This is a genomic window from Caballeronia grimmiae, from assembly GCF_000698555.1.
Taxonomy (GTDB): Bacteria; Pseudomonadota; Gammaproteobacteria; order Burkholderiales; family Burkholderiaceae; genus Caballeronia; species Caballeronia grimmiae.
This window is the reverse complement of sequence record NZ_JFHE01000015.1, coordinates 53,079-79,972: the sequence shown is the minus strand read 5'-3', so window position 1 is coordinate 79,972 and position 26,894 is coordinate 53,079. Positions and strand designations below refer to the sequence as shown.

At 63.5% G+C, this 26,894-nt stretch carries 27 protein-coding genes; 16 read left to right on the top strand and 11 right to left on the bottom strand.

Annotated features, from left to right (window positions below):
* Positions 1-8 precede the first annotated feature (8 nt).
* Genes cdhC through BG57_RS17030 form a run of 3 tightly spaced genes read left to right on the top strand, consistent with a single transcriptional unit; the run spans position 9 to position 2,372 of the window.
* Entirely contained in the window at positions 9-938 is a 930-nt protein-coding gene (gene cdhC / locus BG57_RS17040; RefSeq protein WP_035966412.1) for a 3-dehydrocarnitine:acetyl-CoA trimethylamine transferase CdhC, read from the top strand.
* 18 nt (positions 939-956) lie between these two features.
* Complete coding sequence (locus BG57_RS17035) at positions 957-1,904, top strand: L-carnitine dehydrogenase (protein ID WP_035966411.1); 948 nt, start codon at positions 957-959, stop codon at positions 1,902-1,904.
* A 3-nt stretch (positions 1,905-1,907) separates the two neighbouring features.
* On the top strand, positions 1,908-2,372 hold the full coding sequence (locus BG57_RS17030; RefSeq protein ID WP_035966410.1) for a thioesterase family protein: 465 nt from the start codon (positions 1,908-1,910) through the stop codon (positions 2,370-2,372).
* A 19-nt stretch (positions 2,373-2,391) separates the two neighbouring features.
* Here the strand turns inward: BG57_RS17030 and BG57_RS17025 are convergent, their stop codons facing one another.
* The 3 genes from BG57_RS17025 to BG57_RS17015 all read right to left on the bottom strand — a co-directional run bounded on the left by BG57_RS17025 (position 2,392) and on the right by BG57_RS17015 (position 6,005).
* A complete protein-coding gene (locus BG57_RS17025; protein WP_035966409.1) occupies positions 2,392-3,381 on the bottom strand; it encodes a D-2-hydroxyacid dehydrogenase family protein in 990 nt (329 codons plus the stop codon).
* Between the two features lie 75 nt (positions 3,382-3,456).
* Positions 3,457-4,818: an MFS transporter gene (locus tag BG57_RS17020; RefSeq protein WP_035966408.1), complete on the bottom strand. Its 1,362-nt coding sequence runs from the start codon at positions 4,816-4,818 to the stop codon at positions 3,457-3,459.
* Positions 4,819-5,087: 269 nt separating this feature from the next.
* Positions 5,088-6,005 (bottom strand): DMT family transporter, encoded by a 918-nt coding sequence (locus BG57_RS17015; RefSeq protein WP_052005864.1) that lies wholly within the window; start codon positions 6,003-6,005, stop codon positions 5,088-5,090.
* 118 nt (positions 6,006-6,123) lie between these two features.
* Between BG57_RS17015 and BG57_RS17010 the strand changes: the two genes are divergently transcribed.
* Positions 6,124-7,110 (top strand): LysR family transcriptional regulator, encoded by a 987-nt coding sequence (locus BG57_RS17010; RefSeq protein WP_081850924.1) that lies wholly within the window; start codon positions 6,124-6,126, stop codon positions 7,108-7,110.
* Here BG57_RS17010 and BG57_RS17005 read toward each other — a convergent pair.
* From BG57_RS17005 to BG57_RS16985, 5 genes are all read right to left on the bottom strand, one after another.
* Entirely contained in the window at positions 7,047-7,439 is a 393-nt protein-coding gene (locus BG57_RS17005; RefSeq protein WP_035966407.1) for a hypothetical protein, read from the bottom strand. The two genes, BG57_RS17010 and BG57_RS17005, sit on opposite strands and share 64 nt — an antisense overlap.
* 63 nt (positions 7,440-7,502) lie before the next feature.
* Positions 7,503-8,171, bottom strand: a complete 669-nt coding sequence (locus BG57_RS17000; protein WP_035966406.1) for an RraA family protein — start codon at positions 8,169-8,171, stop codon at positions 7,503-7,505.
* The gene (locus BG57_RS16995; RefSeq protein WP_035966405.1) at positions 8,168-9,208 is read right to left on the bottom strand and encodes an amidohydrolase family protein; all 1,041 of its coding nucleotides are present in this window, start codon (positions 9,206-9,208) and stop codon (positions 8,168-8,170) included. Before BG57_RS16995 ends, BG57_RS17000 begins: the two co-directional genes overlap by 4 nt.
* 28 nt (positions 9,209-9,236) lie before the next feature.
* On the bottom strand, positions 9,237-10,559 hold the full coding sequence (locus BG57_RS16990; RefSeq protein WP_035966404.1) for an MFS transporter: 1,323 nt from the start codon (positions 10,557-10,559) through the stop codon (positions 9,237-9,239).
* A gap of 187 nt (positions 10,560-10,746) precedes the next feature.
* Complete coding sequence (locus BG57_RS16985; RefSeq protein WP_035966402.1) at positions 10,747-11,646, bottom strand: LysR family transcriptional regulator; 900 nt, start codon at positions 11,644-11,646, stop codon at positions 10,747-10,749.
* A 180-nt stretch (positions 11,647-11,826) separates the two neighbouring features.
* On the opposite strand from BG57_RS16985, the gene BG57_RS16980 reads away from it, so the two are divergent.
* Positions 11,827-12,807: a LysR family transcriptional regulator gene (locus tag BG57_RS16980; protein ID WP_035966401.1), complete on the top strand. Its 981-nt coding sequence runs from the start codon at positions 11,827-11,829 to the stop codon at positions 12,805-12,807.
* On the top strand, positions 12,804-14,078 hold the full coding sequence (gene dctA, locus BG57_RS16975) for a C4-dicarboxylate transporter DctA (protein ID WP_035966400.1): 1,275 nt from the start codon (positions 12,804-12,806) through the stop codon (positions 14,076-14,078). The genes BG57_RS16980 and dctA overlap by 4 nt, the downstream gene beginning before the upstream one ends.
* A gap of 39 nt (positions 14,079-14,117) precedes the next feature.
* Here dctA and BG57_RS16970 read toward each other — a convergent pair whose 3' ends face one another.
* Together BG57_RS16970 and tcuC are read right to left on the bottom strand one after the other, a co-directional pair.
* Complete coding sequence (locus tag BG57_RS16970; protein ID WP_035966398.1) at positions 14,118-14,900, bottom strand: substrate-binding domain-containing protein; 783 nt, start codon at positions 14,898-14,900, stop codon at positions 14,118-14,120.
* A 56-nt stretch (positions 14,901-14,956) separates the two neighbouring features.
* Complete coding sequence (tcuC, locus tag BG57_RS16965; protein WP_035966396.1) at positions 14,957-16,252, bottom strand: MFS transporter; 1,296 nt, start codon at positions 16,250-16,252, stop codon at positions 14,957-14,959.
* Between the two features lie 354 nt (positions 16,253-16,606).
* On the opposite strand from tcuC, the gene BG57_RS16960 reads away from it, so the two are divergent.
* From BG57_RS16960 to BG57_RS16930, 7 genes are all read left to right on the top strand, one after another.
* Positions 16,607-17,536: an MBL fold metallo-hydrolase gene (locus tag BG57_RS16960; protein WP_035966395.1), complete on the top strand. Its 930-nt coding sequence runs from the start codon at positions 16,607-16,609 to the stop codon at positions 17,534-17,536.
* 123 nt (positions 17,537-17,659) lie between these two features.
* Positions 17,660-18,580: an RNA polymerase sigma-70 factor gene (locus BG57_RS16955; protein WP_052005863.1), complete on the top strand. Its 921-nt coding sequence runs from the start codon at positions 17,660-17,662 to the stop codon at positions 18,578-18,580.
* A 166-nt stretch (positions 18,581-18,746) separates the two neighbouring features.
* On the top strand, positions 18,747-19,226 hold the full coding sequence (locus BG57_RS16950; protein WP_035966392.1) for a carboxymuconolactone decarboxylase family protein: 480 nt from the start codon (positions 18,747-18,749) through the stop codon (positions 19,224-19,226).
* A gap of 25 nt (positions 19,227-19,251) precedes the next feature.
* Positions 19,252-19,647 carry a cupin domain-containing protein gene (locus BG57_RS16945; RefSeq protein WP_035966390.1) on the top strand — a complete coding sequence of 132 codons (396 nt, stop codon included), beginning with the start codon at positions 19,252-19,254 and terminating at the stop codon, positions 19,645-19,647.
* A gap of 120 nt (positions 19,648-19,767) precedes the next feature.
* A complete protein-coding gene (locus BG57_RS16940; RefSeq protein ID WP_035966388.1) occupies positions 19,768-20,766 on the top strand; it encodes a LysR family transcriptional regulator in 999 nt (332 codons plus the stop codon).
* A 174-nt stretch (positions 20,767-20,940) separates the two neighbouring features.
* Complete coding sequence (locus BG57_RS16935; protein WP_035966496.1) at positions 20,941-21,702, top strand: SDR family oxidoreductase; 762 nt, start codon at positions 20,941-20,943, stop codon at positions 21,700-21,702.
* A gap of 20 nt (positions 21,703-21,722) precedes the next feature.
* Positions 21,723-22,274 carry an Ohr family peroxiredoxin gene (locus BG57_RS16930; RefSeq protein ID WP_035966386.1) on the top strand — a complete coding sequence of 184 codons (552 nt, stop codon included), beginning with the start codon at positions 21,723-21,725 and terminating at the stop codon, positions 22,272-22,274.
* A gap of 19 nt (positions 22,275-22,293) precedes the next feature.
* Here the strand turns inward: BG57_RS16930 and BG57_RS16925 are convergent, their stop codons facing one another.
* Positions 22,294-23,187, bottom strand: coding sequence for an NAD-dependent epimerase/dehydratase family protein (locus BG57_RS16925; protein WP_035966385.1), 894 nt, complete (start codon positions 23,185-23,187; stop codon positions 22,294-22,296).
* Positions 23,188-23,442: 255 nt separating this feature from the next.
* On the opposite strand from BG57_RS16925, the gene BG57_RS16920 reads away from it, so the two are divergent.
* The 3 genes from BG57_RS16920 to BG57_RS16910 are packed head-to-tail and all read left to right on the top strand — an operon-like array spanning position 23,443 to position 26,884.
* Positions 23,443-24,393, top strand: coding sequence for an ABC transporter permease (locus BG57_RS16920; RefSeq protein ID WP_035966495.1), 951 nt, complete (start codon positions 23,443-23,445; stop codon positions 24,391-24,393).
* A gap of 29 nt (positions 24,394-24,422) precedes the next feature.
* Entirely contained in the window at positions 24,423-25,364 is a 942-nt protein-coding gene (locus tag BG57_RS16915) for a sugar-binding protein (protein ID WP_035966384.1), read from the top strand.
* A complete protein-coding gene (locus BG57_RS16910) occupies positions 25,361-26,884 on the top strand; it encodes a sugar ABC transporter ATP-binding protein (protein WP_035966383.1) in 1,524 nt (507 codons plus the stop codon). The genes BG57_RS16915 and BG57_RS16910 overlap by 4 nt, the downstream gene beginning before the upstream one ends.
* The last annotated feature ends 10 nt before the right edge of the window (positions 26,885-26,894 follow it).

The window sequence follows — 26,894 nt, the reverse complement described above, 5'->3', positions numbered from 1 at the left end:
TATCGACCATGAACTACGACGTCATCGTAACGTGTGCAGTAACCGGGGCGGGCGACACCACTTCCCGGCATCCCGCGATTCCCGTCACGCCGAAGCAGATCGCCGATGCGGCTATCGAAGCAGCGCGCGCCGGCGCGACGGTGGCGCATTGCCATGTGCGCGATCCGCGCACCGGTCGCGGCAGCCGCGATCCCGCGCTGTATCGCGAAGTCGTGGACCGCATCCGTTCTTCGGACGTGGATGTCGTCATCAATCTGACGGCCGGCATGGGCGGCGACCTCGAGATCGGTCCGGGAGAAGAACCGATGCGCTTCGGCAGAGGCACCGATCTCGTCGGCGGCCTCACGCGTCTTGCTCACGTCGAAGAACTGCTGCCTGAAATCTGCACGCTCGATTGCGGCACGCTCAATTTCGGCGATGGAGACTACATTTACGTGTCGACGCCCGCGCAGTTGCGAGCGGGCGCGAAGCGCATACAGGAACTCGGCGTGCGGCCCGAACTCGAGATATTCGACACGGGCCATCTATGGTTCGCGAATCAGCTGCTCAAGGAAGGACTGCTCGATGCGCCGCCGCTCTTTCAGCTTTGCATGGGCATTCCATGGGGTGCGCCGCCGGACACGGGCACGTTGAAGGCCATGGTCGACAACTTGCCGCCCGGCGCGCATTGGGCGGGCTTTGGCATCGGCAAGATGCAGATGCCGATGGTGGCGCAAGCGATGCTGCTCGGCGGCCACGTGCGCGTCGGACTGGAAGACAACCTGTGGCTCGATCGCGGCGTGCATGCCAGCAACGGAACGCTGGTGCAGCGAGCGGTCGAGATTATCGAACGGCTGGGCGGCCGCGCGCTCACGCCGGCCGAAGGGCGCAAGAAACTCGGCTTGCCGCCGCGCGGCGAGCGTCCGCTGGAAAAGCGTGCAGTCGAACAATTTGCCTGAGCGTCGAAGGGGAAATACATGCAAGTAAAGAAATTTGCCGCGCTTGGCGCCGGAGTCATCGGCAGCGGATGGGTCGCTCGCGCGCTCGCGCATGGTCTCGACGTGACCGTGTGGGACCCGGCTCCGGACGCCGAGGCGGTCGTCCGCGCGAACGTCGCGAATGCGTGGCCTGCGCTGGAGCGCGTCGGACTCGCGCCGGGCGCATCGCAGGAACGGCTGCGCGTGGTGGATACGGTCGAGGCATGCGTCGCCGATGCGGATTTCATCCAGGAAAGCGCGCCGGAACGCGAAGAACTCAAGCTCGCGCTGCATGAGCGCGTGAGCCGCGCAGCGAAGCCTGACGCCATCATCGCATCATCGACGTCGGGACTCTTGCCGAGCGACTTCTACGCGAGCGCGGTTCGTCCCGAGCGATGCATCGTCGGACATCCGTTCAATCCGGTCTATCTGCTGCCGCTGGTCGAAGTGCTGGGCGGCGGGCGGACGTCGGAAGAATCGATCGACGCCGCCATGACTTTCTATTCGTCCATCGGCATGCGGCCGCTGCGCGTGCGCGCGGAGGTGCCGGGATTCATCGCCGACAGACTGCTCGAAGCGTTGTGGCGCGAGGCGCTTCATCTCGTGAACGAGGGCGTCGCGACGACCGGCGAAATCGACGACGCGATACGCTACGGCGCAGGCATCCGCTGGTCGTTCATGGGCACGTTTCTGACCTATACGCTTGCAGGCGGCGAGGCGGGCATGCGGCATTTCATGCAGCAGTTCGGGCCGGCGCTCGAATTGCCGTGGACGAAGCTGGTTGCACCGAAGCTGACCGATGAACTCGTCGATCGCGTCGTGGACGGCACCGCCAAGCAGACGAACGGGCGCAGTATCAAAGATCTGGAACGGTATCGCGACGACTGCATCACGAGCGTCGTCGAGGCGATTGCGCAAGCAAAGGCGCGTCACGGCATCGAGGACTGAACGATGATCTATCGCGACACGGTCAAGCCCGAATGGGTCGACTACAACGGCCACTTGCGCGATGCGTTCTACATGCTGATCTACAGCCTCGCGACCGATGCCTTCATGGACGGCATCGGTCTTGGCGATGAAGCGCGACGCACGCGGCACCGCACGTTGTACACGCTGGAGGCGCATATCAGCTATTTGCGCGAACTGAAGGAAGGCGCGGCCGTGCGTGTCGATGCCCGCGTCATCGCACATGACGCGAAGCGCATCCACCTGTATCTGCAGATGTTCGAAGGTGAGGGCGTCGATCCGGTCTGCGCGTGCGAACAGATGCTGATTCATATCGACACCAGCGGCGCGCCCAGGTCCGCTCCGTTCGACGAAGACATCGCCGCGAACATCGCCGCACAGGCGACGATCGCAGCGGCGGATGCCAGTCATGCGGGACGTGTGATTGGCTTGCCGGTGAACCGGCGTTAGTGAACAACGGCGAACGCGGTCAGATGGCCTCGGTGTGATAGCTGATCTCGCGCTTGGCGGCTGTCAAGACGCGGATCGGCTTTCCGTCCATCCAGGCCCTGATATTCTCTACCGACTCGCCGTAATAGAGATGATACGAACTCTCGGTCACGTAGCCGATGTGTGACGTGCCGATCACATTGCCGAGCGACCTCAAAGCGTGTTCCGCCGGCAACGGCTCGATGTCGAAAACATCGAGCGCAGCGCCCGCGATGCGCTTCTCCCTTAGCGCTTCGATCAGCGCGTTTTCATCGACGATGGGCCCGCGCGCCGTATTCACCAGCAGCGCATGCGTTTTCATCTGCGCGAGTTCCTTTGCGCCGATCAGTCCGCGTGTCCGGTCCGACAAGCGAACATGAATGGAGACGATGTCGCTCGTTGAGAGCAACTCGTCCTTGCCGACGTATTGCGCTCCGTGCTCGGCGGCCGTCTGCACGGTCATGTTCTGGCTCCATGCGATCACTCTCATGCCGAAGGCGCGGGCGACGCGCGCAGTGGCGCTTCCCGTGTAGCCAAGTCCGAGCAGACCGATCTTCTTGCCGTGAAGATCGCTGCCAACGGAGACTTGCCAGCCGCCGCTTTTGAACGAATCGACCTCTCGCGGGATGTGGCGCATGGCAGCGAGGATCAGCGCCCACGTCAACTCCGCCGCAGCCGTCGGTGAAGACGCGGTGCCGCAAACGGTGATGTTCAGCTCATCGGCGGCTTCGATATCGATGGCGGCATTCCACGGCCCCGTGCTCGCGATCAGCTTCAGGTTCGTGAGCCGCGACAAGACGCTTCTCGTGAACCAGGTGCGTTCTCGCATGACGCACAGAATGTCGAAGGGCTGCAGGCGTTCGATGAGTGCTTCCTCATCGCTGATGTGATCGTTGAAGATCGTCACTTCGGCGCGATCCTTCAGGCTGTTCCAATCTCCGAAGCGGAGCGCCGCGTTCTGATAGTCGTCGAGGACTGCGATTTTATGCATGGTGAGCCGGGTATGTGCGGACTGAGAAAAGAATGGACGACCCGCGCAACGCGTTGTGGCGGGCGTGACGATAACTCATGCGTTTGCCGCTTTCTGTGGCCTGAACCCCAGCAGCATCACGAAGATACCGAGCACCAGAATCGCTGTCATGACGTACAGCCCGCTGACGAGCGTGCCTGTCGCCGTCTTGAGCCATCCGATGACGAACGGACTGCAAAATCCACTCAGGAGACCGATGCAATTGACGAATGCGATGCTCGTCGCAGCGGCGGGCGAGCCATGCAGGTAATCCGCGGCGAGCGACCAGATAAGCACGTTCGTCGCAAATATGCCGACCGAGGCCACGCTCAGCAACGCGACGGTCAACGCAGGCGAATGATTCGGATGCGACACCAGCAGCAATGCAATCGCACCGATAGCGCCCGCAATGGCCGCGTGCCAGCGGCGTTCCAGCATGCGATCGGAACTGCGGCTGATCGCGACCATGCCGACCGCCCCGAGCGCATAAGGAATCGCCGCAAGCCAGCCGAGCAGCGAAAGATCCGAGAGGCCGGAGTCTTTCAATACGGTCGGGAGCCAGAACGTCACCGAGTAGGTGCCGCAGACGAAAGCGAAGTCGATGAACGCCAGCATATACACCTTGCGATCCGACAGCGCTTCTGCGAGTCTGCTATGGCCGCGTTGATTGGTCCTGCGCTTGCGCTCCGTTTCAACCAGAAAGCCTTGCCGCAAGACTTCCTTTTGCGCTTGCGTCAGCCACTTGGCCTTGTCGATGTTGTCGTCCAGCAGGAAGAGCGTGACGAGGCCCAGCAGCACCGCAGGCAACGCTTCGACGATGTACAGCCATTGCCATCCGGCGAGATTGCCGACATGAGCGAGCTTCGTCATCGCCCATCCCGAGACCGGCCCGCCTGCCAGACCCGCCACCGGAAATCCCACCATGAAGCACGCGATGATCACGCCGCGCCGGCTTTCGGGAAACCATGAGCTCAGGTAGAAGATAACGCCCGGAAAGAAGCCCGCCTCGAAGACGCCGAGAAGCAATCGCACGATATAGAACTGCGTGACGTTGCTGACAAACGCGGTGCATGCACCGACGATTCCCCAGCAAATCATGATGCGCGCGATGGTCTTCTTCGCGCCCATGCGCTTGAGAAGCATGGCGCTGGGCACTTCGAGCAGACAGTAGGAGAGGAAGAAGATGCCCGCTCCGAGGCCGTAGACGCTGTCGCTGAAACCCAGCGCGTCCTGCATCTGGAGTTTGGCGAATCCGACATTGATGCGGTCGAGAAATGCGACGACGTAGCATACGAACAGCAGCGGCACGATACGCAAAGTCACTCTGAGATAGAGCGCGCGCTCTTCGGCGCTGGATGTGGAAATCGACGACAGGGGATGACTTGACGCTGGTTCTGATTCGAGTGCGGTTGGTTGCACGCGTGTCTCCTTCGCTTCAGTTGTCTAATGGCGATTCAACATGTCCGTTTCTGTTTTCATGTAACTAACGAATGACTCATATCCGCACGACATGCGACGCATTCGGCAATGCGTCGACGCGGATGCGAGCGTGCAAGCAGTGTAGGTGGCAGCAATTGCTGCACATAATGAATCGTTTCGATCAGGTGAGACGCGGCGGTTATATCGGTGCTAACCAGTAGACGTGTTGAACGGGAAGTCGACGCCACGGCGCGCCGCAGGCGAGCGCATCAGGCAGGCACGGGTTCCGGCTGGCGCACGCCCTTCGATCCACGCACGGTAGCCAGCAGCGATGCCGCCACGATCAACCCTCCGCCAGCCCATGCAGTGAGCGAGATTTTTTCGCCGAGCCACAGGCATGCGAACAACGCGCCAAACGCCGGCTCACTGCCCATCAATAGCGCGACGCGCGTCGGACTGCTGTGCTTGATGCCGTAGTTTTGCGCGAAGAACGCGAAGAGCGTGCAGGCAAGCACCAGATACAGGACGCATCCCCAGAACGTGAGATGGCCTGTGATGGACGGCACGTGTTGCCACTGCGCAGGCGAGAGCATGAGCGCCGCCGCGCCGCTGCCGAGCGCCACCACGCCGGATTGCACAGCGGTCACCGTCAAAGGCGGTAGCGCCGCATCGCGCATCAACTGCTTGGTCACGCAGACGGTAATCGCGCGCAGGACCGCGGCTGCAAGAATCAGCAGATCGCCGCGACCCAGCGTCAGCGCGCCGTCGCCGGTCAAAAGCCACGCGCCGAGCAACGAGACCGCAACCGCGATCCATTCGATGCGCGCTGGCCGGCGCTTCAGAAGCGACCACTCGACGAGCGGCGTCAGCACCACGCAAAGGCCAATGAGAAACGCCGCGTTGGCTGCGCGCGTGAGCAGCAAGCCGAACGTCTCGCACAGAAAGATGGTGAGCAGTAGCAGGCCGGCTCCGGTCACGCCGCTCAACGCGCGCAAATTCACGTGACGCATCGGGCGCAGCGCGGGCAACAGCAACACGAACGTCATGCCGAAACGCAGCGCAAGCAGCCCGAGCACCGGGTAATACGCGAGAGCGCTTTTGGCAATGCCGTAGCTGGAGCCCCATACGACGGCGACTGCCAGCAGCATGAGGTCGGAGAGTAATTGCAAGCGATACGGTCTGGACATGGCGAACCCCGGTAAAAGGAGTCGCATTGTCGGTCTTTGCAATCGCGGTGATAATCGGGTCGCGGCGCATAGCAATTGTGCATGCTACGCATCAATCCCCAGGCGCTTCCCGGACACGATGGACTCCAACGATCTCTTCGCCTTATTGCCCGATATGGCGGTATTTGCGCGCGTCGTCGATGCCGGCAATTTCTCGCTGGCCGCGCGCCAGCTAGCCAGCACGCCATCGACGGTCAGCCGCCAGATCAAGCGTCTCGAAGAGGCGCTGGCTACCCGCCTGCTCGAGCGTTCGACGCGCAAGGTGCGTGTCACGGAATCGGGCGCACAGGTCGCGCGATACTGCCGCGAGATGCTGAGCGCCGCCTCGGCCGCCGTCGATGCCGCCGGTCAACCCGGCGACCGGCCCCAAGGCAGAGTGAGCATCAGCGCGCCCAGCCAGTTCGCAAAATCGGTGCTTCATCCGCTTGTGCCCGAGTTCTTGCGCGCGTATCCGGAAGTCGATCTCAAGTTGTTGTATTCCGACCGCGACATCGATCCTTTGACCGACGACCTCGATCTCGTAGTCCGCCTGACCGAGCGGCCACCGCCCGGTCTCGCGGGCCGGCAGCTCGGTTCCGTGCGCTGGGTGCTCTGCGCGTCGCCGGCTTATCTCGATGCACGCGGAACACCGCGCGAGCCGCGCGATCTCGCGCAGCACGACTGCATCTATCTCGGCGAAACGCCGGGGGACAATCGATGGCGATTTCGGCTCGGCACACATGCCCAGACCGTCGACGTGCATGGGCGCTATATCGCCAATCATGCCGGTGCGCGGCTCGAAGCCGCCCTTCAGGGCTTCGGCATTGCGAACGTGCCGGCGTTCACGGCAGCGGAAGCGTTCGCGCGTGACGAACTGGTGCAGGTGCTGCCTGACTGGTCGCTCGACGGGCAGCCGTACGCTGGCTCGTTATGGCTGCTGTATCCGCCGAACCGGTTCTTGCCGCTGAAGGTGCGGGTGTTGATCGACTATCTGGTCGCGCGTCTGCACAGCGGCGTCGCCGGTCAGAGCGAGACGTCCTCGATGAGCGCGAGACGCAGTGCGCGGATTCGCCGGTCGACGAAATAGCCGCCGCCTTCCGTGTAGCGCAGATAGAGACGTCCGCACGACGAGCATTCCCACACGCCGCAGCGGTTGTACGGAAAGTAGCGCGGCGCGATGGGCGCGCCGGCGGACCAGTAATCGAGCTTGCCCGGAAGATACTCGGCAAAGGTCGGCTCGGGGTCTTCTTCGTGCAGCAACGTGCCGATCTCACGGAGCTGCGTTTCGTCGAGCGAAAGCGGCTGCGATTGCCAGCCGTCGAGCGGCGTTTTCGTGCACGCGCATGGGCCGGGGGCGCGGGCTTCGGCGGCGCGCGCAAGGGCGATCAGCGTGGCTGTGTCCAGATATTCGGGCATCGTGAATCAGGTCAGGGAAGCGGACCCGCCATTTTGCGCGCGTCCGCCGCGGTTATCGGGCCGTCAGCCGTTCATCATGCGATCGCGCTGCACGGCGACCCACGAACGGTCGAAGCGTCCTTCCGCGATCGATTGCAGCGCCACCGCTTCCTTCGCCGCGGTCTTGCGCGCACCTTCGATTACCGCGTCCACATCCGCCGGCGCGATGGCAAGCACGCCATCGTCGTCGCCGACGATGATATCGCCCGGATGCACCACCATCCCGCCGACGCACACCGGCACGTTGATCTCGCCCGGCCCGTTCTTGTACGGCCCGCGATGCGTGACGCCGCGTGCGTAGACCGGAAAGTCACGCTGGCTGAGCGCGCCGACATCGCGGATCGCGCCGTCGATCACGAGTCCCTGAACGCCGATGCTTTCCGCGTAGCTCGCCATGATGTCGCCCATCAGCGCCTGCGTGAGTTCGCCCGCGCCGTCGATGACGAGCACGTCGCCCGGACGGCAGAAGTCGAACGCGCGATGAATCGCGAGATTGTCGCCGCCGCGCGTTCGCACCGTGACGGCGGTGCCGGCCATCGGCCTCGGCCGATGAAACGCGCGCAGCCCGGTCGTGCCGCTCACGCGGGCCATGTTGTCGCTCAGAAGCGATACCGCAAGCTCGCGCAGCGCCGCAAGCGTCGCGGGGCTGGCCTGCGCCGCCGAGTCGTATTCGCGCCATCCGGCCGGATTCATGTCGTCGCTCCTTCAGTCGATTGTTGCCGCGCGAGTTGCGCGGACAGACGCCCGTACACCGCGCGCGCGTTGCCTTCGAAAATGAGCTGGCGGTCGGCGTCGCCGAGCCAGTCGATGCCATCGATATAGCGGCGCGTATCGTCGAAATAGTGGCCGGTTTCAGGGTCGATGCCCTGCACCGCGCCGATGGTCTCCGACGCGAACAGAATGTTCTTCGCCGGAATGACCTTCGCCAGCAGTTCCGCGCCGGGCTGGTGATAGACGCAGGTATCGAAGAAGACGTTGTTGAGCAAGTGCTCGGTCAGCAGCGGCTGCTTCATGTCCTGTGCAAGCCCGCGATAACGCCCCCAGTGATACGGCACCGCGCCGCCGCCGTGCGGGATGATGAACCGCAGCGTCGGGAAATCGGCGAACAGGTCGCCCTGCAACAACTGCATGAACGCGGACGTGTCGCCGTTGATGTAATGCGCGCCGGTCGCATGAAAATTCGGATTGCACGACGACGACACGTGAATCATCGCGGGCACGTCGAGCTCGACCATCGCTTCATAGAGCGGATACCACGAGCGGTCGGTAAGCGGCAGCCCGGACCAGTGGCCGCCCGAAGGATCGGGATTCAGATTGCAGCCGACGAAGCCGAGTTCTTCGATACAGCGGCGCAACTCGGCGATGCAGCTTTCCGGCGAAACGCCCGGCGCTTGCGGCAACTGGCAGACGCCGATGAAGTTGCGCGGAAAGAGCGCGCACACGCGATGCACGAGGTCGTTGCATGCGACCGACCACACCGCGTTGGCTTCCGCCGTCGCCAGATGATGGCCCATGCCTGCCGCACGCGGCGAGAAGATCGTGACGTCGGTGCCGCGCTCGCGCTGGATGTGAAGCTGGCCGCCTTCGATGCTCTCGCGGATTTCATCGTCGGTGATGACGGGACGCGGCGGCGCAGCGACGCCGTCTTTCAGCGCGGCGACCTGCTTCGCGCGCCACGCTTCGTGCTGCGGCGGCGAGGTCGTGTAGTGACCGTGACAATCGATGATCATGCGGATTTCCGTATCGTTGTAGGCGGATTCAGGTGCGCGCGGCCGGATCGGCCGTCGGCAGCGATGCGTCTTCGTCGTCGGCGGGCTTCACGCGCATGACGAGCGCGATCAGCGTCGCAACGACGAGGAACGCGGCAATCGTCAGCAGCGCGAGCTTGAAGCTGCCCGTCGCGTTGCGCACGAGGCCGATGCTCCACGGACCGACCAGGCCGCCGAACTGCGCGATGGTATTGATCAGGGCGATGGTCGCTGCGCCCGCCGCGCCGGTCCTGAACGATGACGCGAGGCTCCAGAACAGCGGGTTGCCCGCGTAGATGAAGAGGCCCGTCACGCACAGCAGCGCGTAAGCGATGACGGGACTCGGCGCATAGGCGCTCCCCGCGATCGCGACGGCGCTCATCCCGTACACGAACGCGAGATGCTTCTTGCGGTCGCCGGTGCGGTCCGAACTGCGGCTGATGATGAACGTGCCGAGCACACCGAGTAGCGGCGGCGCGGCGGAGAGAAAGCCGACCTCGATATTGCTCAGATGCCCGAGACTCTTGACGATCTGCGGAAGCCACAGAAAGAGCCCGTAGATGCCGACAAGCGCGCAGCCGAACAGGCACGCCAGGCTCCACACGCGAAGGTCGCCCGCCACGCGCAGCAGCGGAAAATGCGCGTTGCCGCCGACCGCTTCGCGTTCCGCCGCGAGCGTCGTTTCGAGCCATTGCTTTTCGTCGTGGGCGAGCCAGCCGGCATCGGCGGGGCGCTCGGTCATGATGCGCAGCGTGAGGACGCCGAGCAGCATCGCCGGGATGCCTTCGAGAATGAACATCCACTGCCATCCCTGCAGGCCGAGCACGCCGTTGGCATAGGTCATCAGCGCGGTCGAGATCGGGCCGCCCAGCACGGCGGAGAACGATCCCGCGATGATGTAGCCGCCCACCGCGCGAGCGCGATACCGCACCGGAAACCACTTCGTCAGATACACCGCGACGCCCGGCAGGAAACCCGCTTCCATCACGCCGAGCAGAAAGCGCAGCACGTAGAAGCTCTTGTCGTCGAAAACGAACGCCGTGGCGGCGGCAACCGCGCCCCACGTGAGCAGGATGCGCGCAATCCAGCGGCGTGCGCCCACGCGATGCAGCAAGAGATTGCTCGGCACTTCGAGCACCATGTAGCCGACGAAGAAGATGCTGCCGGCGAAGCCGAACACGGCGGGCGAAAAGCCGAGCGCCTTGTTCATGTCGAGGGCCGCGAAGCCGATGTTGATGCGGTCGAGATAGTTGAAGAACATCATCGCGAAAAGCAGGGGCATGAGCCGCCCGTAAACCTTTCGCATGGTTGCCGCTTCGTTGAATGAGGTCATGCCGTCTCCACGTTCTTTTCGTCGAATCGCGAGGGCTCTGCGGCCCTGCCTGGCGAACGGCTTTCACCGTGCGCAAGCCCGAAACCGCCGCGCGTCGGGCGAGACGGTTCGGAGCATGGAGACCGATGATAAGAAGCGTGTAGGCGCGCGTCCAAGACGCGATTTTTATGCTTCCATATAAGTTTGCTTATAGTGTCGCGCTTTCGAGCGGCCGGGGAAGGCAGGCAAGAAAGGCGCGCAGATGCGGCGAGTCGTCGTCCGTGCGGAAGGTTGCGGCGAGCGTCGACCATTGAGCGGCGCCCGGACCCGCCAGATGACGGAACGCGACGTCGGTGCGTCCGTGACGCGCCACCGATTCGCCGACGAACGTGACGCCGAGCCCCGCCGCGACGAGCGCGATGGCAGTCTGTATCTCGTACGCCTGATGAGCGACGAAGGGCGTCACGCCCGCATCGCGATACAAGGACTGCACGGTGCGCTTGAACTGCGCGTTGTGATGCTTCGGATACAGGATGAGCGGCGTATCTTCCAGTTCGGCAATGCGGATTTTCTTCCTGCCCGCCAGCGGATGATCCGGCGCAAGCACCGCGACGATATGTTCCCGCAGCAGCGGATAAGACGTGCAGCCGGGAATGTCGAGCGGCTGCCGTCCGATGCCAACGTGGATGCGCAAGTCGCGCAGCGCGTCCGTCTGTTCCTCGGTGAGCATTTCGAACAGCTTCAGTTCGACTTCCGGGTAAGCGTGATGAAAGCCTTTGAGCGCCGGCGGCAGGATGCTGTACATCGCGGAGCGCGTGAAGCCGATCGACAGCCAGCCGCGTCGCCCAATGCCGATTTCCTGCGCGCCGAGACTCGCCTGCTCCCACGAGCCGAGAATCTGCCGCGCTTCCGTGGAGAAATACTGACCGGCTTCGGTGAGCCGCAAAGGCCGCCTCGCGCGATCGACGAGTTGCGTGCCGAGGCGCTCTTCGAGCAGGCGAATCTGCTGGCTGAGCGCGGGTTGCGCGATATGCAGGCGTTCCGCTGCGCGGCTGAAGTTCAGTTCCTCGGCAAGGATGATGAAGCACTGCAAGGACCTGAAATTCATGTCGACGTTCCTCGATTCAGTGGGCCACGCTCGTGGGCGACGCGAACGCGATAAGGCTCGTCCGGCTCGCCTTCGTTGAAGGAATGTACCGGACTGCGGCGGACATCGACGGCCATCGTATAGAAGGAGAACGGGAAGGATCATGCAAAATACCCGGCATCTGAATGCGGAGACCGGCCCGTGGGCGTCAACTTTGATCTGAACGATTTGCAGGCGTTTCGCGCGGTGGTCGAACTGGGGAGCTTCCGAAAGGCGGCGGAGGCAGTCAACATCTCGCAGCCCGCCTTGAGCCGCCGTATCGAAAAGCTCGAGGAAGCGCTCGGCGTGCGTCTGTTCGAGCGCACGACGCGCAGCGTCACGCTGACCACCGTCGGCCGCGTGTTTGCGCCGAGCGCCGAGCAGTTGCTCGACGATCTCGACGTCGCGCTGCTCGGCATCCGCGATGTGTCGTCGAGCCGCCTGGGGCATGTGAATATCGCGTGCGTGCCTTCGGTGGCGTACTACTTCTTGCCGAACGTCATCGCGAGCTATCATCGCCGCTTTCCGCGCATCCGCGTCAAGCTGCTGGATTCGAGCGCGAACGAGGTGCTGGGCGCGGTCATCAGCGGCGAGGCTGATTTTGGCGTGAGCTTCATGGGCAGCCAGGAGCCCGAGGTCGAGTTCAAGCTGCTGCTGCAGGAGCGCTTCGTGGCCGCCTGCCGCCGTGACCATCCCCTCGCGCGCAAAAAGCGCGTGACGTGGAACGAGCTCTACGAGCACGAATACGTGTCGGTGGACAAGACTTCCGGTAACCGTCTATTGCTCGATCAGGCGCTCTCGGGCGTCGCGCCGCCTGCGCCGAGCATCTGTGAGACGCGTCACGTCACGACCATGCTCGGCCTCGTCGAAGCCGGGCTCGGCGTTGCGGCGGTGCCGTCGATGGCCATGCCCGGACGCGATCATCCGATCCTCACCAGCGTGCCGCTCGTCGAACCGGTGGTGAAGCGGCGCGTGGGCATCGTGCGGCGGCGCGGGCGGCCGCTGACGCCGGCGGCACAGGAGTTTCATCGGGCGATTGTCGAGTCGAAGCGCGATGGCTTCGCCAGCAGCGATGGCCCCGGCGACGGCCCCAGCGAAGGCGCAGCGGCGAGCGAGCGGGCCAAAGGGAAGCGCGCATCGTGAGGCTGGCGAGACCGCTTCGCTTGCTCTACGTGCAGGTCCTGCTCGCGATGGTCCTCGGCATGTCCCTCGGGCACTTCTGGCCGTCGGCGGGCGCGCTCCTCAAACCTCTCAGTGATGCGTTCGTCGGTCTCGTGCGAATGATGATCGCGCCGATCGTCTTCTGCACGATCGTCCTCGGCATCACGTCGCTTGCAAGCGGAAAGGCCATCGGGCGCACCATCGTTCAGGCGCTAGCGCTGTTCTATTTCCTGACGGCCGTCGCGCTCGCGTTCGGACTCGTCACCGCGTTCGTGCTGCGGCCCGGCGCCGGCATGCATGTCGACGTGCATCAACTGGATGTCGGCATCCTCGCGCCTTATACGAAACACGCGCAGACGCGCGGGCTCGTCGAATTCGCGCTGAGTGTCATCCCGGAGACGATGCTCGGTGCGTTCGAAAAGGGCGACGTGCTGCCGGTGCTGCTCCTCTCGCTTGTCTTCGGCTTCGCGCTGAATGGGTGTCCGAAGGCGGCGCGGCCGGTGCTGGCGCTCATCGACGGTGTGGCTCAGGCGCTCTTTCGCGTGCTCGCCCTGATCATGCGGCTGGCCCCGCTCGGCGCATTCGGTGCGATGGCTTTCACGGTGGGGCGCTTCGGCATCCGCTCGGTCGGCTCGCTCGGCATGCTGATGGTGTCGTTCTATGTGGCTTGCGTGTTGTTCGTCGCGCTGGTGCTCGCGCTGCTCGCGCGATTGCACGGTTTCGCGCTCTGGCGGCTTCTGCGTTACATGCGTGAGGAACTGCTCATCGTTCTCGCGACCTCTTCAACCGAACCGGTCCTGCCGCGCCTGATCGGCAAGCTGGAGGCGCTCGGTTGCGACAAGGGCGTCGTGGGGCTCGTGCTGCCAGCGGGCTATTCGTTCAATCTGGACGGCACCGCGATCTATCTGACGCTGGCTTCGCTGTTCATCGCGCAAGCGTGCGATGTCCCGCTTTCCGCGCAGCAGATCGCGACGATGCTGGCCGTCATGCTGCTCACATCGAAGGGCGCGGCGGGCGTGTCGGGCAGCGGACTGGTCGCGCTCGTCGCGACGCTCACGGTGATTCCCGATCTGCCCGTCGCCGGCGTGGCGCTGCTGGTAGGCATCGACCGCTTCATGTCGGAGGCCCGCGCCCTGACGAGCGTAATCAGCAACGCGTGCGCGGTGATCTTCGTCTCGATGTGGGAAGGCGCGTGCGATCGCGCCCGCCTCGCGCGGATGCTCGGAGCAGCCGAGCCAGCCGCCCCGGATTGAAGGGCGGCTGCCTCAGGCGAGCATGGCCGATAGTCCGCGTCAGTGTGCGGAGACGGAATCCAGTCCGGTCGATCTCACTTCCGCTTGCACATCGGGCGAAGCGAGATAGTCGAGCAGCGCCTTCGCTTCGTTCGGATGCTGCGCGCCGACGGGGATGCCCGCGGCGAAGCGCGTCACGGACTGCAAAGACTCGGGAATCTTCCCGGCGAAGGCCGCGCCCTGCACCGGCAGCAGTTCGCTGACCTGCTGGAAGCCGATCTCGTAGTCGCCGTTCGCCACCACCGACGCCACCGGAATGCGCGGAATCATCTTCGCTTTCGGCTTTACCTGGTCCTCGATGCCGAGCTTCTTGAACAGCTCCCGCTCGATATAGACGCCGCTCGCGCTGTCCGAGTAGGCGATCGATTTCGCATGAAGCAGGGTCTCCCTGAGGGCATCGACCGAGCCGATGTCCGGCTTCGGCGCGCCTTCGCGCACGACCATGCCGATGCGCGAATCGGCCAGCTCGACTCGCGATCCGGGTATCACCTTGCCTTCCTTGATCAACTCGTCCAGCGCGTAGCCGACCATGATGACGGCGTCCGCAGGCTCGCCGCGTCCGAGCCGGTTGGGAATCGCTTCGGGCGATTTGCCCATCGACGGACCAAGCGCGGTCTCGAGCGTATTGTCCGTCTGCGACGCAAACTTGGGCCCGAGCACCTTGTATGCCGCAGTGAAGCCGCCCGAGCTCATCACGTGCAGGTCGGCAGCCTGCACGTTCGACGCGGCGGCCGAGGTTGCGACGAGCGCTGCCGCGCCGAGTTTCAGAAGCAGTTTTCTCATGGTCGTGATTCGTGCAGGGTCGTGTGGGTCCAGAAGCGTGCGCAAGGGATTGCGCTTCAGTGCGCCGGAGTCAGCGTCGTGGCGCGGCGGCGATAGAGCGCGAACGTCGCCAGCAGCGCACAGGCTGCGGCAAACGTCATCCAGTAGCCGGGCGCGGCCTTGTCGCCGGTCATATGAATCAGCCCCGTCGAGATGACCGGCGTGAAGCCTCCGAACACCGCCGTCGCGAGGCTGTAAGCGAGCGAGAAGCCAGCAACGCGCACGTGCACCGGCATGACTTCCGTGAGCGCGACGACCATCGCACCGTTATAGATGCCGTACATGAACGAGAGCCAGAGCAGCACGAACAGCATGTTCAGGAAGCTCGGCGCGTGGGCGAGCAGCGACAGCGCCGGATACGCGGTCGCCATCGCGAGCACGGTCATGCCGACGAGAAGCGGACGGCGACCGATGCGGTCGGAGAGCGCGCCGCCGATCGGCAGCCACACGAAGTTGGACACGCCGACGCACAGCGTCACGAGCAGGCTGTCGGCGGTGCTGAGGTGCAGCACCGTCTTGCCGAAGGTCGGCGCGTAGACCGTGATGAGGTAGAAGCTGGTGGTGGTCATCGCGACCAGCATCATGCCGGCGAGGACGACGGTCCAGTTCTGAGCGAGCGTGCCGAACACTTCCTTCATGCCCGGACGATGCCGGCGCGCCTTGAACTCCTGCGTTTCCTCGAGATTGCGGCGCAGCATGAAGATGAACGGCACGATCATGCAGCCGACGAAAAACGGCACGCGCCAGCCCCACGCGGCGATCGCCGGTGCGGTCAGCCACTGATTGAGCGCGAAGCCGAGGCCCGCCGCCACGACGATCGCCACCTGCTGGCTCGCGGACTGCCAGCTCGTGAAGAAGCCTTTGCGGCCCGGCGTCGCCATTTCGGCGAGATACACCGATACGCCGCCCAGTTCCGCGCCTGCCGAGAAACCTTGCAGCAGCCGTCCGAACAGCACGAGCGCGGGCGCAAACAGGCCGATGCTGGCGTATCCCGGCACGAAGGCGATGAGGATGGTGCCGCTCGCCATGATCGAGAGCGTCACGATGAGGCCCTTGCGGCGGCCCACTTCGTCGATGTAAGCGCCCAGCACGATGGCGCCCAGCGGCCGCATCAGGAAGCCGGCGCCGAACACGGCGAACGTCATCATCAACGAGGCGAACTCGCTCTGCGCGGGAAAGAACACGTTGGCGATCTGCGTGGCGTAGAAGCCGAACAAAAAGAAGTCGAACTGCTCGAGGAAATTCCCGGCCGTGACGCGGAACACCGCGGCGGCCTTTGAATGCCCGGGGGGAAGACTGGATGAAGGATGCATCGAGGTGTCTCCTGAAATGCAGAAAGTACGCGGTGTCTGGTCGACTGTATTTTTCGCCATATTCTCTCGGGACGGCCGGAACGATAAGTGCAATTTTCGGAACGATTGATGTCGTGCGGTTATCAATCGGTTTCGTTGCCGCCCCTGGCCACGCGCTGAATGCGTGGGCCATTGTTGTCGCCGGGGCAGCAGCCTGTGCGCGTCGAGGACGCTACTGGCGATCGAGGTGCGTCACTACAATCGGCCACACGATCGCGGCGCGTAAAAAACGAAGCGCGCCGCAAGACGTGATAGTGCTCGCCAGCACTCGTGACCCGTGCGCTTCGCCGCACTAACCGAAGAGGATTACTGAATATGGAAACGACCAGAAATGTGCAGCCCGTTACCGTCGATCTCGGCAAGGAAGGATCAGGCGAACTCGTGTCTTCCCGCTATGCCGTGCGCGTGGGCGACGTCAATGTCGTTGTGATCAGCGATGGGGTTCTGCCGCTGCCGACTTCCACCATGTCCACCAACGTGAGCGAAGCGGACCGCAACGAATGGTTCGACGGCCGCTTCCTGCAGCGCGACACCTTCGACTGGGCGCTGAATGTCGCGCTCGTTCGTAGCGGCGAACATCTGATCCTGATCGACTCGGGCGTCGGCGACGGCTTCGAGTACTTCGCGCGCGCAGGTCAGTCGGTGCGACGCCTCGAATCGGCTGGCATCGACCTGGCGGCGCTCACCGACATCGTCATCACGCATATGCACATGGATCACGTGGGCGGCCTCAATGTCGACGGCGTCAGGGCCAAACTGCGTCCCGATGTGCGTATTCACGTCGCGGCGGCGGAAGTCGCGTTCTGGGAGAACCCCGACTTCAGCAAGACGGTGATGCCGGAAGCGGTCCCGCCCGCGCTGCGCAAGGCCGCTGCGAAGTTCATGCAGCTCTATGGCGAAAACGTCGTGCCGTTCGACCGGACGGTGAACGTTGCGCCGGGCGTGTCGGCTCGCGTGACCGGCGGGCATACGCCGGGGCACTGCGTCGTGGACGTCGCATCGAAGGGCGAGAAACTGACGTTCGTCGGCGACGCGATCTTCGAAGTGAACTTCGATCATCCCGATTGGCAGAACGGCTTCGAGCACGATCCCGAAAAGGCGAAAGACGTGCGTATTGCGCTGCTCGACGAAGCGGCCGAGACCGGTGCGCTGCTGGCCGCAGCCCATGTCGGGTTCCCGTCCGTCTGTCACGTTGCGAAGGACGGCGATCGCTTTCGTTCCGTGCCCGTCGTGTGGGATTACTGAGTCGGCACTGAGCGCGCGCTCGGCGTCCCGTCTGCGCATGAACGGCTCCGGTTCGCTGCTATTCTTCCGGAGCGAGCGTCGGCGTTCGCGCAATGCCGTTGTCGAACCATAGGGCCATGAGCGATGAAGAAAGCCGTCTCACCGACTTCCTCCCCCGAAAACGTGGACGATGCGACGCGCACATTCGACCGGTTGCGCTCGCGTCTTCAGGGCATCGCGTATCGGATGCTGTCGTCGGTCGCCGAAGCGGAAGACGTGGTGCAGGACGCCTGGCTGCGTTGGTACGGCGCGGATCGCACGCAAATCGACAACGGCGAGGCGTGGCTCGTCGCTGTCACCACTCGCCTGTCCATCGACCGTTTGCGCGCGGCCAAGGTACAGCGCGAACACTATGCGGGCATCTGGTTGCCCGAGCCCCAAGCGACCGACGCGCCGCATACCCCCGAACAGATACGCGAACGCGCGGACGATATTTCCGTGGCGTTCCTGATGCTTCTTGAACGTCTGACGCCCGAGGCGCGCGCCGCGTTTCTGCTGCGCGAAGTGTTCGACGTCGACTACGACGAAGTGGCCGCCACGTTGGGAAAATCCGAGGCGGCCTGCCGCCAGCTGGTGAGCCGCGCCAAGAACCAGCTACGCGAAAGCCGTCCGCGACTGTCCGTTCCGCGAGAGATTCATCTGCGCTTGCTGACGCAGTTCGCCGAGGCGCTTCAGAAAGGAGACTTCGCCGGAATCCACAGCATGCTCGCCGACGATGCAACGCTGATCGGCGACGGCGGCGGGCGCGTGCCGAGCTTCCCGAAGCCGATGGAAGGCAGCCGGCGCATCGCGCAGTTGTTCTATGCGGCGCAGCTTCGCTTCAAGGACCAGTTGCGCATTGAACTGGCTGTGCTCAACGGACAGTGGGCGCTTCTGCGCTTCATCCATGGTCAGCTCGAATCCGCGCAATCGTACGAAACGGACGGCGAACGCATCGTCCGCATTCAGGTGCAGCGCAACCCGGAGAAGCTCGTGCGGCTTGCTGCGACCTTCGGCGGTTGCTAGACGCTGCACGTCGTGACGTCACGTTTGTTGCGGCTTGATCAACAGCGTGAGTCCGCGCCCGTGGCTTTCGAAGCCGGTCGCCGTTCTCTACGATGGTCTCCGTGCGATATCGACGCGCCGGTGCCTTGAAACAAGGCATCGAACGATACTTTCGACTGGAGCAACCATGAGCCAACGCATCAACTACGTGCAACAATCGCCGGAACTCTTCAAGCGGTTCATCGCCTTCAGCATGGCAACGCATGAAGGCAGCATCGAGAAATCCGTCTCCGAACTGATCGCGCTGCGGGCGTCACAGATGAACGGCTGCGGCTTCTGTGTCGACATGCACGTCAAGCAAGCGACGATTCACGGCGAGCGCGCATTGCGTCTCCACCATGTGGCGACCTGGCGCGAATCGACCTTGTTCTCCGCACGCGAGCGTGCCGCGCTGGCGTGGACCGAAGTGCTGACGAAACTCCCCGAGCACGGCGTTCCCGACGAAGTCTATGAACGCGTTCGCACGCAGTTCACCGAACAGGAGCTGTCGGAGCTGACGTTCAAGGTGGTGGAGATCAACGGCTGGAACCGCATGAACGTGGCGTTCAGAACCGAACCGGGCTCGTCCGACAAGGCTTACGGACTCGAGAAAGCCAACCTGACCTGAGCGTGCGCTGCGAACGGAGGACCTCATGTCCATACTGAAGAAAGCCGCTTGCCTCGCGTTGCTGGCTTGCGCGCCGCTCGTGCAGGCCGCACCCGAAGCGGTCGTGACGCCGGTGATGGAGCAGCCGTTGCCTGACTATCCCGGCAAGGAAGCATTGATGATCACGGTCGATTATCCGCCGGGCGCCGTCGATCCCGTTCACGTTCATCGCGCGCACGGGTTCATCTACGTGCTGGAGGGTTCCATCGTAATGGGTGTCAAGGGAGGCAAGGAGGTGACTCTGACGCCCGGACAAACGTTCTATGAAGGCCCGAACGATGTTCATACGGTTGGCCGCAACGCCAGCGACACGAAGCCGGCGAGGTTTCTCGTTCTGTTGCTGAAGGACGAGAAAGCGCCTGTGCTGATACCGGTGAAATGAAGCCCGCAGTCACGCAGTGATTCACCGGCACGCCCGTCAGAGAAAAAAATGGCGGGCGGTGTCACAACTTGCTCGTATCGGACGTCTTGTGGATGTGCTTTCTTCGATACGGGCAAACTCATGTCAATCACTCAACTTCCGTCTCCGCCGGCCAGCGATGATTCGCTCGCCAGCAGTTTCGCGACGAGCTACGCAGGCGTGGTCGCTTTCCTTGCCGTGGCGAGCGAAGGCAGTTTCGCGAAGGCGGGCGACCGCCTCGGCATCGGCCGATCCGCCGTCAGCCGTAACGTTCAAAAGCTCGAAGCACAACTCGACGCGCGGCTTTTCCTGAGGACGACGCGCAGCACATCGCTCACGCGCGAAGGCGAACTCTTCTATGAGCATTGCCATCCGGGTGTCGAGCGAATCGTTCAGGCACTGGAAGAGATGCGCGAGTTGCGAAACGGCCCGCCACGTGGCCGCCTGCGCATCTGTTCGACGACGTGCTTCGGGCGCGCGATTGTCGCGCCGCTTCTGCGTGGATTCCACGAGGCGTACCCCGACATATCGCTGGAACTCGTGCTCGACGATCATCCCGTGAACTTCACGATGGATCGGATCGACGTCGCCTTCCGCGATGGCCGCATGGAGGACAGTCAGATCGTTGCACGGCAGCTCATCCCGATGCAGATGCTGGTTTGTGCATCGCCTGACTATGCCCGCGAACATGGCTTGCCGCGCAATGTCGCCGAACTGGGCGCGCATCGTTGCATCAACCTGCGGACCGCGTCCGGGCGAATCGCCGAGTGGCAGTTCAAGGTGGACGGCCGCCCTTGCAAGGTGATGCCGGGCGCGTACCACACGTTCAACTGCCCGGAGCTCGTCCTGCAAGCGGTGCACGCCGGACAGGGTCTGGCGCAGCTTGCGGCGTTTCAGGTCTGCGATGCGTTGCGCGACGGACGCCTCGTGACGTGCCTGTCGCAAGATGCGCCCGATGACAGCGGTCACTACCTGTGCTACCTCAGCCGCAAGCACTTGCCGGCGCGCATTCGCGTGTTCGTCGATTACATGACGGAGCAGATACGCGCGCTCGATCTCGATTGCCTCGATGCCGTGCCACTCGCCCAGCCGACTAATTGATGCCGCATCGGCAACAGTGCGAGTCCTCGAACGGGTCTTCTGAACCGCACATTCGACGCCTACCATCCGTCTTGTACGTTGGCCGCTCGCGAAACCGGTCCGCAAGAAGGGCAGCGCGAATCACGCGGCGCTGGCGCGGCTCCATGCCGCTTCGAAGTCATCGAGGAGAACATCATGAAAATCGTCGTCATTGGCGGTAGCGGGCTGATCGGCGCGAAGGTCGTCGGTCATCTGCGCGCGCGTGGTCACGAAACCATCGCGGCATCGCCATCTTCGGGTGTCGATACCCTCACGGGCAAAGGTCTTGCCGAAGTGTTGACAGGCGCACACGTCGTCGTCGATGTCGCCAACTCGCCGTCGTTCGAAGACGAAGCGGTGCTGGCGTTCTTTGAGACCTCGGGCCGCAACCTCTTTGCGGCGGAACGGGCGGCGGGCGTCGGTCATCACGTTGCGCTGTCCGTGGTCGGCACCGACCGGCTTGCCGAAAGCGGCTACTTTCGCGCCAAGATCGCGCAAGAGAAGCTCATCCGCGAATCGGGCGTGCCGTACACGATCGTGCGTTCGACGCAGTTCTTCGAGTTCGTCGGCGGCATCGTGCAAGCGGGTTCCGACGGCGATACGGTGCGGCTCTCGCCCGCCGACATTCAGCCGATCGCATCCGACGATATCGCGCTGGCCGTGGCGGATTACGCGCTCGCGGCGCCGCTCAATGGCATGGTCGAAGCGGCGGGCCCCGAGCGGATGCGGCTCACCGAACTGGTTCGACGCTACCTCGTTGCAACCGGTGATCCGCGCAAGGCTATCGAGGACGGCCAGGCCCGCTACTTCGGAGCAAAACTGGACGACGACACGCTCGTACCGGGCGCTGATCCACGGCTTGGAAGCATCGGGTTCGACGCGTGGTTCGCCCGTTCCCGTGCCGCAGCAGCGCACTGACCGGAGCGGCAGTTCTACTCATGGCCTCCTTGCGCCCGCCGCCGACATCATTGCTCGACAAGTTCCACGGGCAGGACCCGCGCGAGCTGTATTCGACGTCCGTTACCGTCTCAGGCGGCGACGCCGGGCACGGCCGCGCTTCAGGCATCGCACGTTCGGATGACGGCAGCCTGAACGTGCATCTGCGCCTGCCTGCCGAACTCGGCGGCTCCGGCGGCGGCACCAATCCGGAACAGCTTTTCGCCGCCGGCTACGCAGCGTGCTTTCACGGCGCGCTGATTCTTCTGGCGGCGAGAGAAGGCGTGAAGACGAACGGTGCGGCAGTCGTAGCGACGATCAGCTTTTCACGCGATCCAATGGACGGCCTCTTTATGCTGGCAGCCGATATCTGCGTGCATCTGCCGGGCGTCGAGCGTGAACTCGCCCGTGCGCTGGTACGCAACACCGAGCGGTTCTGCCCGTACGCGAAGATGGCGCGGCAGGGCATCGTGAATGTCGTCAGGCTGGCATCGCCCGACGAAGAACTGCCCGACGCCGCCCGCATCGGAACACCCGGCCGGCGTGCGGACTGAAAGCGGCTTACTTCGCGGCTTACTTCGAGACTTGCTCGCGCCACTTGTACGCCTGCTGCCAGCCCAGTGAACGCTTGAGCTTTTCGTTACTGAGCAGCGTTTCGAATTCGCCCAACTCCTTTTTGACCGGCACGTTCGGATAGAACCGCTTGAGCAACTCGGCTGTGGGCAGATCGGAAGACACGTCGTCGGCGGCAACGTTCATCACCTGAAAACCCAGCCCGTCCGTTTCGATGGCGAGACGCGCCGCCGTCGCGAGATCGCGCCCGTCGATATAGCTCCACGCGATGCGCTTGCGCAACGCGGGGTCAGCGAGCCACGTCGGGAATTTCTGGTAGTCGGCGGGATCGAGCACGTTGCCGATGCGGAAGCAATAGATGTCCGCGCCGGTGCGCGCATGGAACGCCTTCGCCGTCACTTCGTTGATGACCTTGGACGTGGCATAGCTGTCCATCGGATCGACTGGATACTCCTCGTCGAGCGGAAAGTACACGGGATCGCGATGCCGGTGCGCGAACACCACGCCATACGTCGTCTCGCTCGACGCGACGATCACCTTCTTGATGCCGAGCTTCGACGCAGCATCGAGAATGTTGTAGGTGCCCATCACGTTGATGCGGAAAACCTCGTTGTCCGTCGTGACGAGAATGCGCGGAATAGCCGCGAAATGCACGATGGCGTCGATCGGCTTCGGCTCGATGTCGTCGTCGAATTCCTTGGGCGTCGTCGTCGAGGCGAGCGCGTTGAAGACCTGTCCCGCATCGGTGATGTCGGTGATGAGCGTTCTCGCGGTGCCCTTCGCCATCGGCACGCGGTCCACGTTCAGCACTTCATAGCCGTGTGCAACCAGATCTTCCACCACCCACTTGCCGGCCAGCCCGCTGCCGCCCGTCACAATCACTCGCTTCGTCATGCTGTGGCTCCTTTTGAGTTCGACACTGTGTGAACTCATCGTAGCCTTGCTTCGCGTTCGATTTCTGTGACGCGCGTCATAGCGGCGTGCGTGTTCGTCTACGGGTCGACCCCGATATCCGACTATGACGCGCGTCACAGATTTCGCGCTTGCCGCGCGCCTATCATCGGCCTCAGTAAAAACGGAGGTGGACCGGTGAGCGACTTATCGTCGAACAAAGCGTCAGACAAGCCGCGGGCGCAATCGCCGCGCGGCATCGAATTCCTGCGCGCCTGTCTGCGCATCCGCGAGTTGAACGTGCTGTCGGTGCTGTTGCTGGTGGGCCTGCTGATCAGCTTCTTCTCGCCGTATTTCCTCACCACCAACAACCTGATGGGCGTGTTCCGCTCGTTCTCGCTGGTCGCGCTCATGTCGATCGGCATGATGCTCGTCATCATCACGGGCGGCATCGATCTGTCGGTCGGCTCCGTCATGGGCCTGTCGTCGCTCGTTACCGCGCTCGCGTTCCAGCACGGCCTGTCCGCATTCGTCGCGGTGCTGTCGGGGCTTGCCGTGGGCGTGATCGCCGGCAGCTTCAACGGCATCATGATCACGTGGATTCAGTTGCCGCCCTTCATCGCGACGCTGGGCACGTTGTCCATCGGGCGCGGGCTGATGTACATCATCACCAAGGGCGTGCCGGTCACGCCGGACGTGCCCGATCCGTTCACCTTCATCGGCCAGGGCTATATCGGCTTCGTGCCGTTCCCCGTCGTCATTCTGCTCGCGATGACCGTGGTGTTCTCCGTCGTCATGCGTCAGACGCGCTTCGGCCGTCATGTCTACGCGACAGGCGGCAACGAAGTGGCCGCGCGGCTGTCGGGCGTGCGAACCGCTCGTGTCAAGTTTGCAGCCTATGTGCTGTCCGGATTGATTGCGTCGATGGCGGGCGTCATCGCGTTCTCGCGCTTCGTGTCGGCAGAGCCGGCCTCGGGCTTCGGCGCGGAACTCGACGTGATCGCGGCGGCGGCTATCGGCGGCGCGAGCCTGTCGGGCGGCGCGGGCAGCGTCGAAGGCGCGATCATCGGCGCGGCGCTCGCCGGCATCATCACCAACGGTGTGGTGCTTCTCAACATCGATACCTATGCGCAGCAGGCCATTACCGGCTGCGTGATCCTGATCGCAGTCAGCATCGACATCTGGCGCGTGCGCCGCAAGGGACGTTGATTCCTGTTCATTCCAATAAGGAGACAAGCATGAAAACCACGCCAAGGATCATCGCGAGCATGATGTTCGCACTGTGCGCCGCGTTCGGTAGCGCAGCCAATGCGAAGGAAGCGAAGGACATTTCGGTGGCGGTCATTCCGAAGGTGGCCGTGCCGTTCTTCGACGACTGCAACAAGGGCGCGCAGTCCGCCGCGGACAAGGCCGGCGTCAAGTATCAATGGGTCGTGCCGCAGAACACGCAGGGCTCCACGCAGGTGCAGATCATCGAGGACCTGATATCGCGTCATGTGGACGGCATCGCCATTTCGGTGAACGAGCCGAAGTCGGTCGAGAGCGTGATGAAGCGCGCGGCGCAAAGCGGCGTGAAAGTGCTGACTTACGATTCCGATTCGCCCAAGAGCGGCCGTTCGATGTACATCGGCACGAACAACGTGCAGGCCGGCGAGACGATGGCCGACACGATGGGCCACGCATTGAACGGCAAGGGCGAGGTCGCGATCATCACCGGGCAGCTCGGCGCGGTGAATCTCAACGAGCGCATCACGGGCATCAAGAAGGGCTTGGCGAAGTATCCGGGCATCAAGATCGTCGAGACGCAAGGCACGGATGACGATCTGGCGCGCGGCGTATCTGTCGTGGAAACGACGCTGCGCGCGCATCCGAATCTCAACGGCATCTTCGGCGTGAGTCAGGTCGGCGGCCCGGCGGTGGCGAAGGTGCTCAACACGAAGGAATTCGGCGCAATGAAGGGCAAGCTCCAGGTGCTCGCCTTCGACGATCTGCCGGATACGCTCAAGGGCCTGAAAGAAGGCTATATCCAGGGGATCATGGTGCAGCGTCCGGTGACGATGGGCTCGCTCGCGGTTCAGCATCTCGTCGCCCAGATTCAGGGCAAGGAGACGCAGGAGAAGGACATCGACACGGGCGTCACGGTGGTGACGAAGGACAACATCGGCAGCTACACGAAATGACGTCCGCCGGCGACCGCCCGCAGCCCTTTCTGACGATGCGCGGCATCTCGAGGACGTTTCCGGGCGTGAAGGCGCTAGACCGCGTCGATCTCGAGATTCACCGTGGCGAAGTGCTTGCGCTGGCGGGCGAAAACGGCGCGGGCAAGAGCACGCTCATGAAGGTGCTGACGGGCGTGTATGCGCCGGACCCGGGCGGCGTCATCGTCGTGGAAGGACGCGAAGTGACGATCGCCGACAACAACCATGCGCGTGCGCTCGGCATCAACATCATCTATCAGGAACTGGCTGTCGTCGAGAATCTGACGGTCGGCGAGAACATCTTCCTCGCGACGGAGCCGCGTACACGCTTCGGCCTGATCGATCGGGCGCGCATGTATCGCGAGGCGCGCGATGTTCTCGAGATGATCGACATGGACGTCGATCCGGCCACGCGCGTCAGCGAACTGAGCGTCGGCCAGCGGCAGATGATCGAGATCGCGAAGGCGCTGTCCGCGCAATCGAAAGTCATCGTGATGGACGAGCCGACCGCATCGCTCAGTCATCACGAGACGAGCGTGCTGCTCGGACTCGTCAAGCGCCTGCGGGAGCGAGGCATTGCGGTCGTGTACATCTCGCACCGGCTCGAAGAGATTTTCGAGCTTGCGGATCGCGTGACGGTGCTGCGCGATGGCCGCACCGTCAGCACGATGCCGATCGCGCAGGTCACGCGCGAAACGCTCGTGCGCCAGATGGTGGACCGCGAACTGAGGGAGTTATACGGCGAGCCGCAATCGCACGCGAGCGAGGAGCGGGTGCTCGAAGTGCGCAATCTTACGCTCAGGCAGAAGAAGGCCGCCGACGCGCGCATTCGCGATATCAGCTTCACGCTGCATCGCGGAGAAGTGCTGGGCATTGCGGGGCTGGTCGGCTCGGGGCGCACCGAGATCATGGAGATGATCTTCGGCATGCGTCCATCGACCGGTTCGATTCTGATGGAAGGCGTTCCGGTCGCGATACGCAATCCGCATGACGCAATCCGCGCGGGCATCGGCTTCGTCACCGAGGATCGCAAGGCGCAGGGCCTCGTGCTCGGCATGAGCGTGCGCGAGAACTTCAGTCTCACGCATCTCTCGCGCTATTCGCCGTTTCAGTTCGTGCAGCATGCGCGCGAGCGTTCGAGCTGCATGGAATACGTGCGGATGCTCGGCATCAAGACGCCCGGCGTCGAGCAGAAGGTCGTGAATCTGAGCGGCGGCAATCAGCAGAAGGTCGTCATCGCCAAATGGGTGGCGCGCAATCCGAAGGTGCTGATCGTCGATGAACCGACGCGCGGCATCGACGTGGGCGCCAAGGCCGAAGTGCATGCGCTCATTGCGCGGCTTGCGGCGCAAGGCATCGGCGTGATCGTGATCTCGTCGGATCTGCTCGAAGTGCTGGCCGTCAGCGACCGTATTCTGACCGTGCGCGAAGGGCGCATCAGCGGCGAGCTGCAACGCGCCGAAGCATCGCAGGAGAAAGTAATGGCGCTTGCCACGGCCTGATTTTCAACCG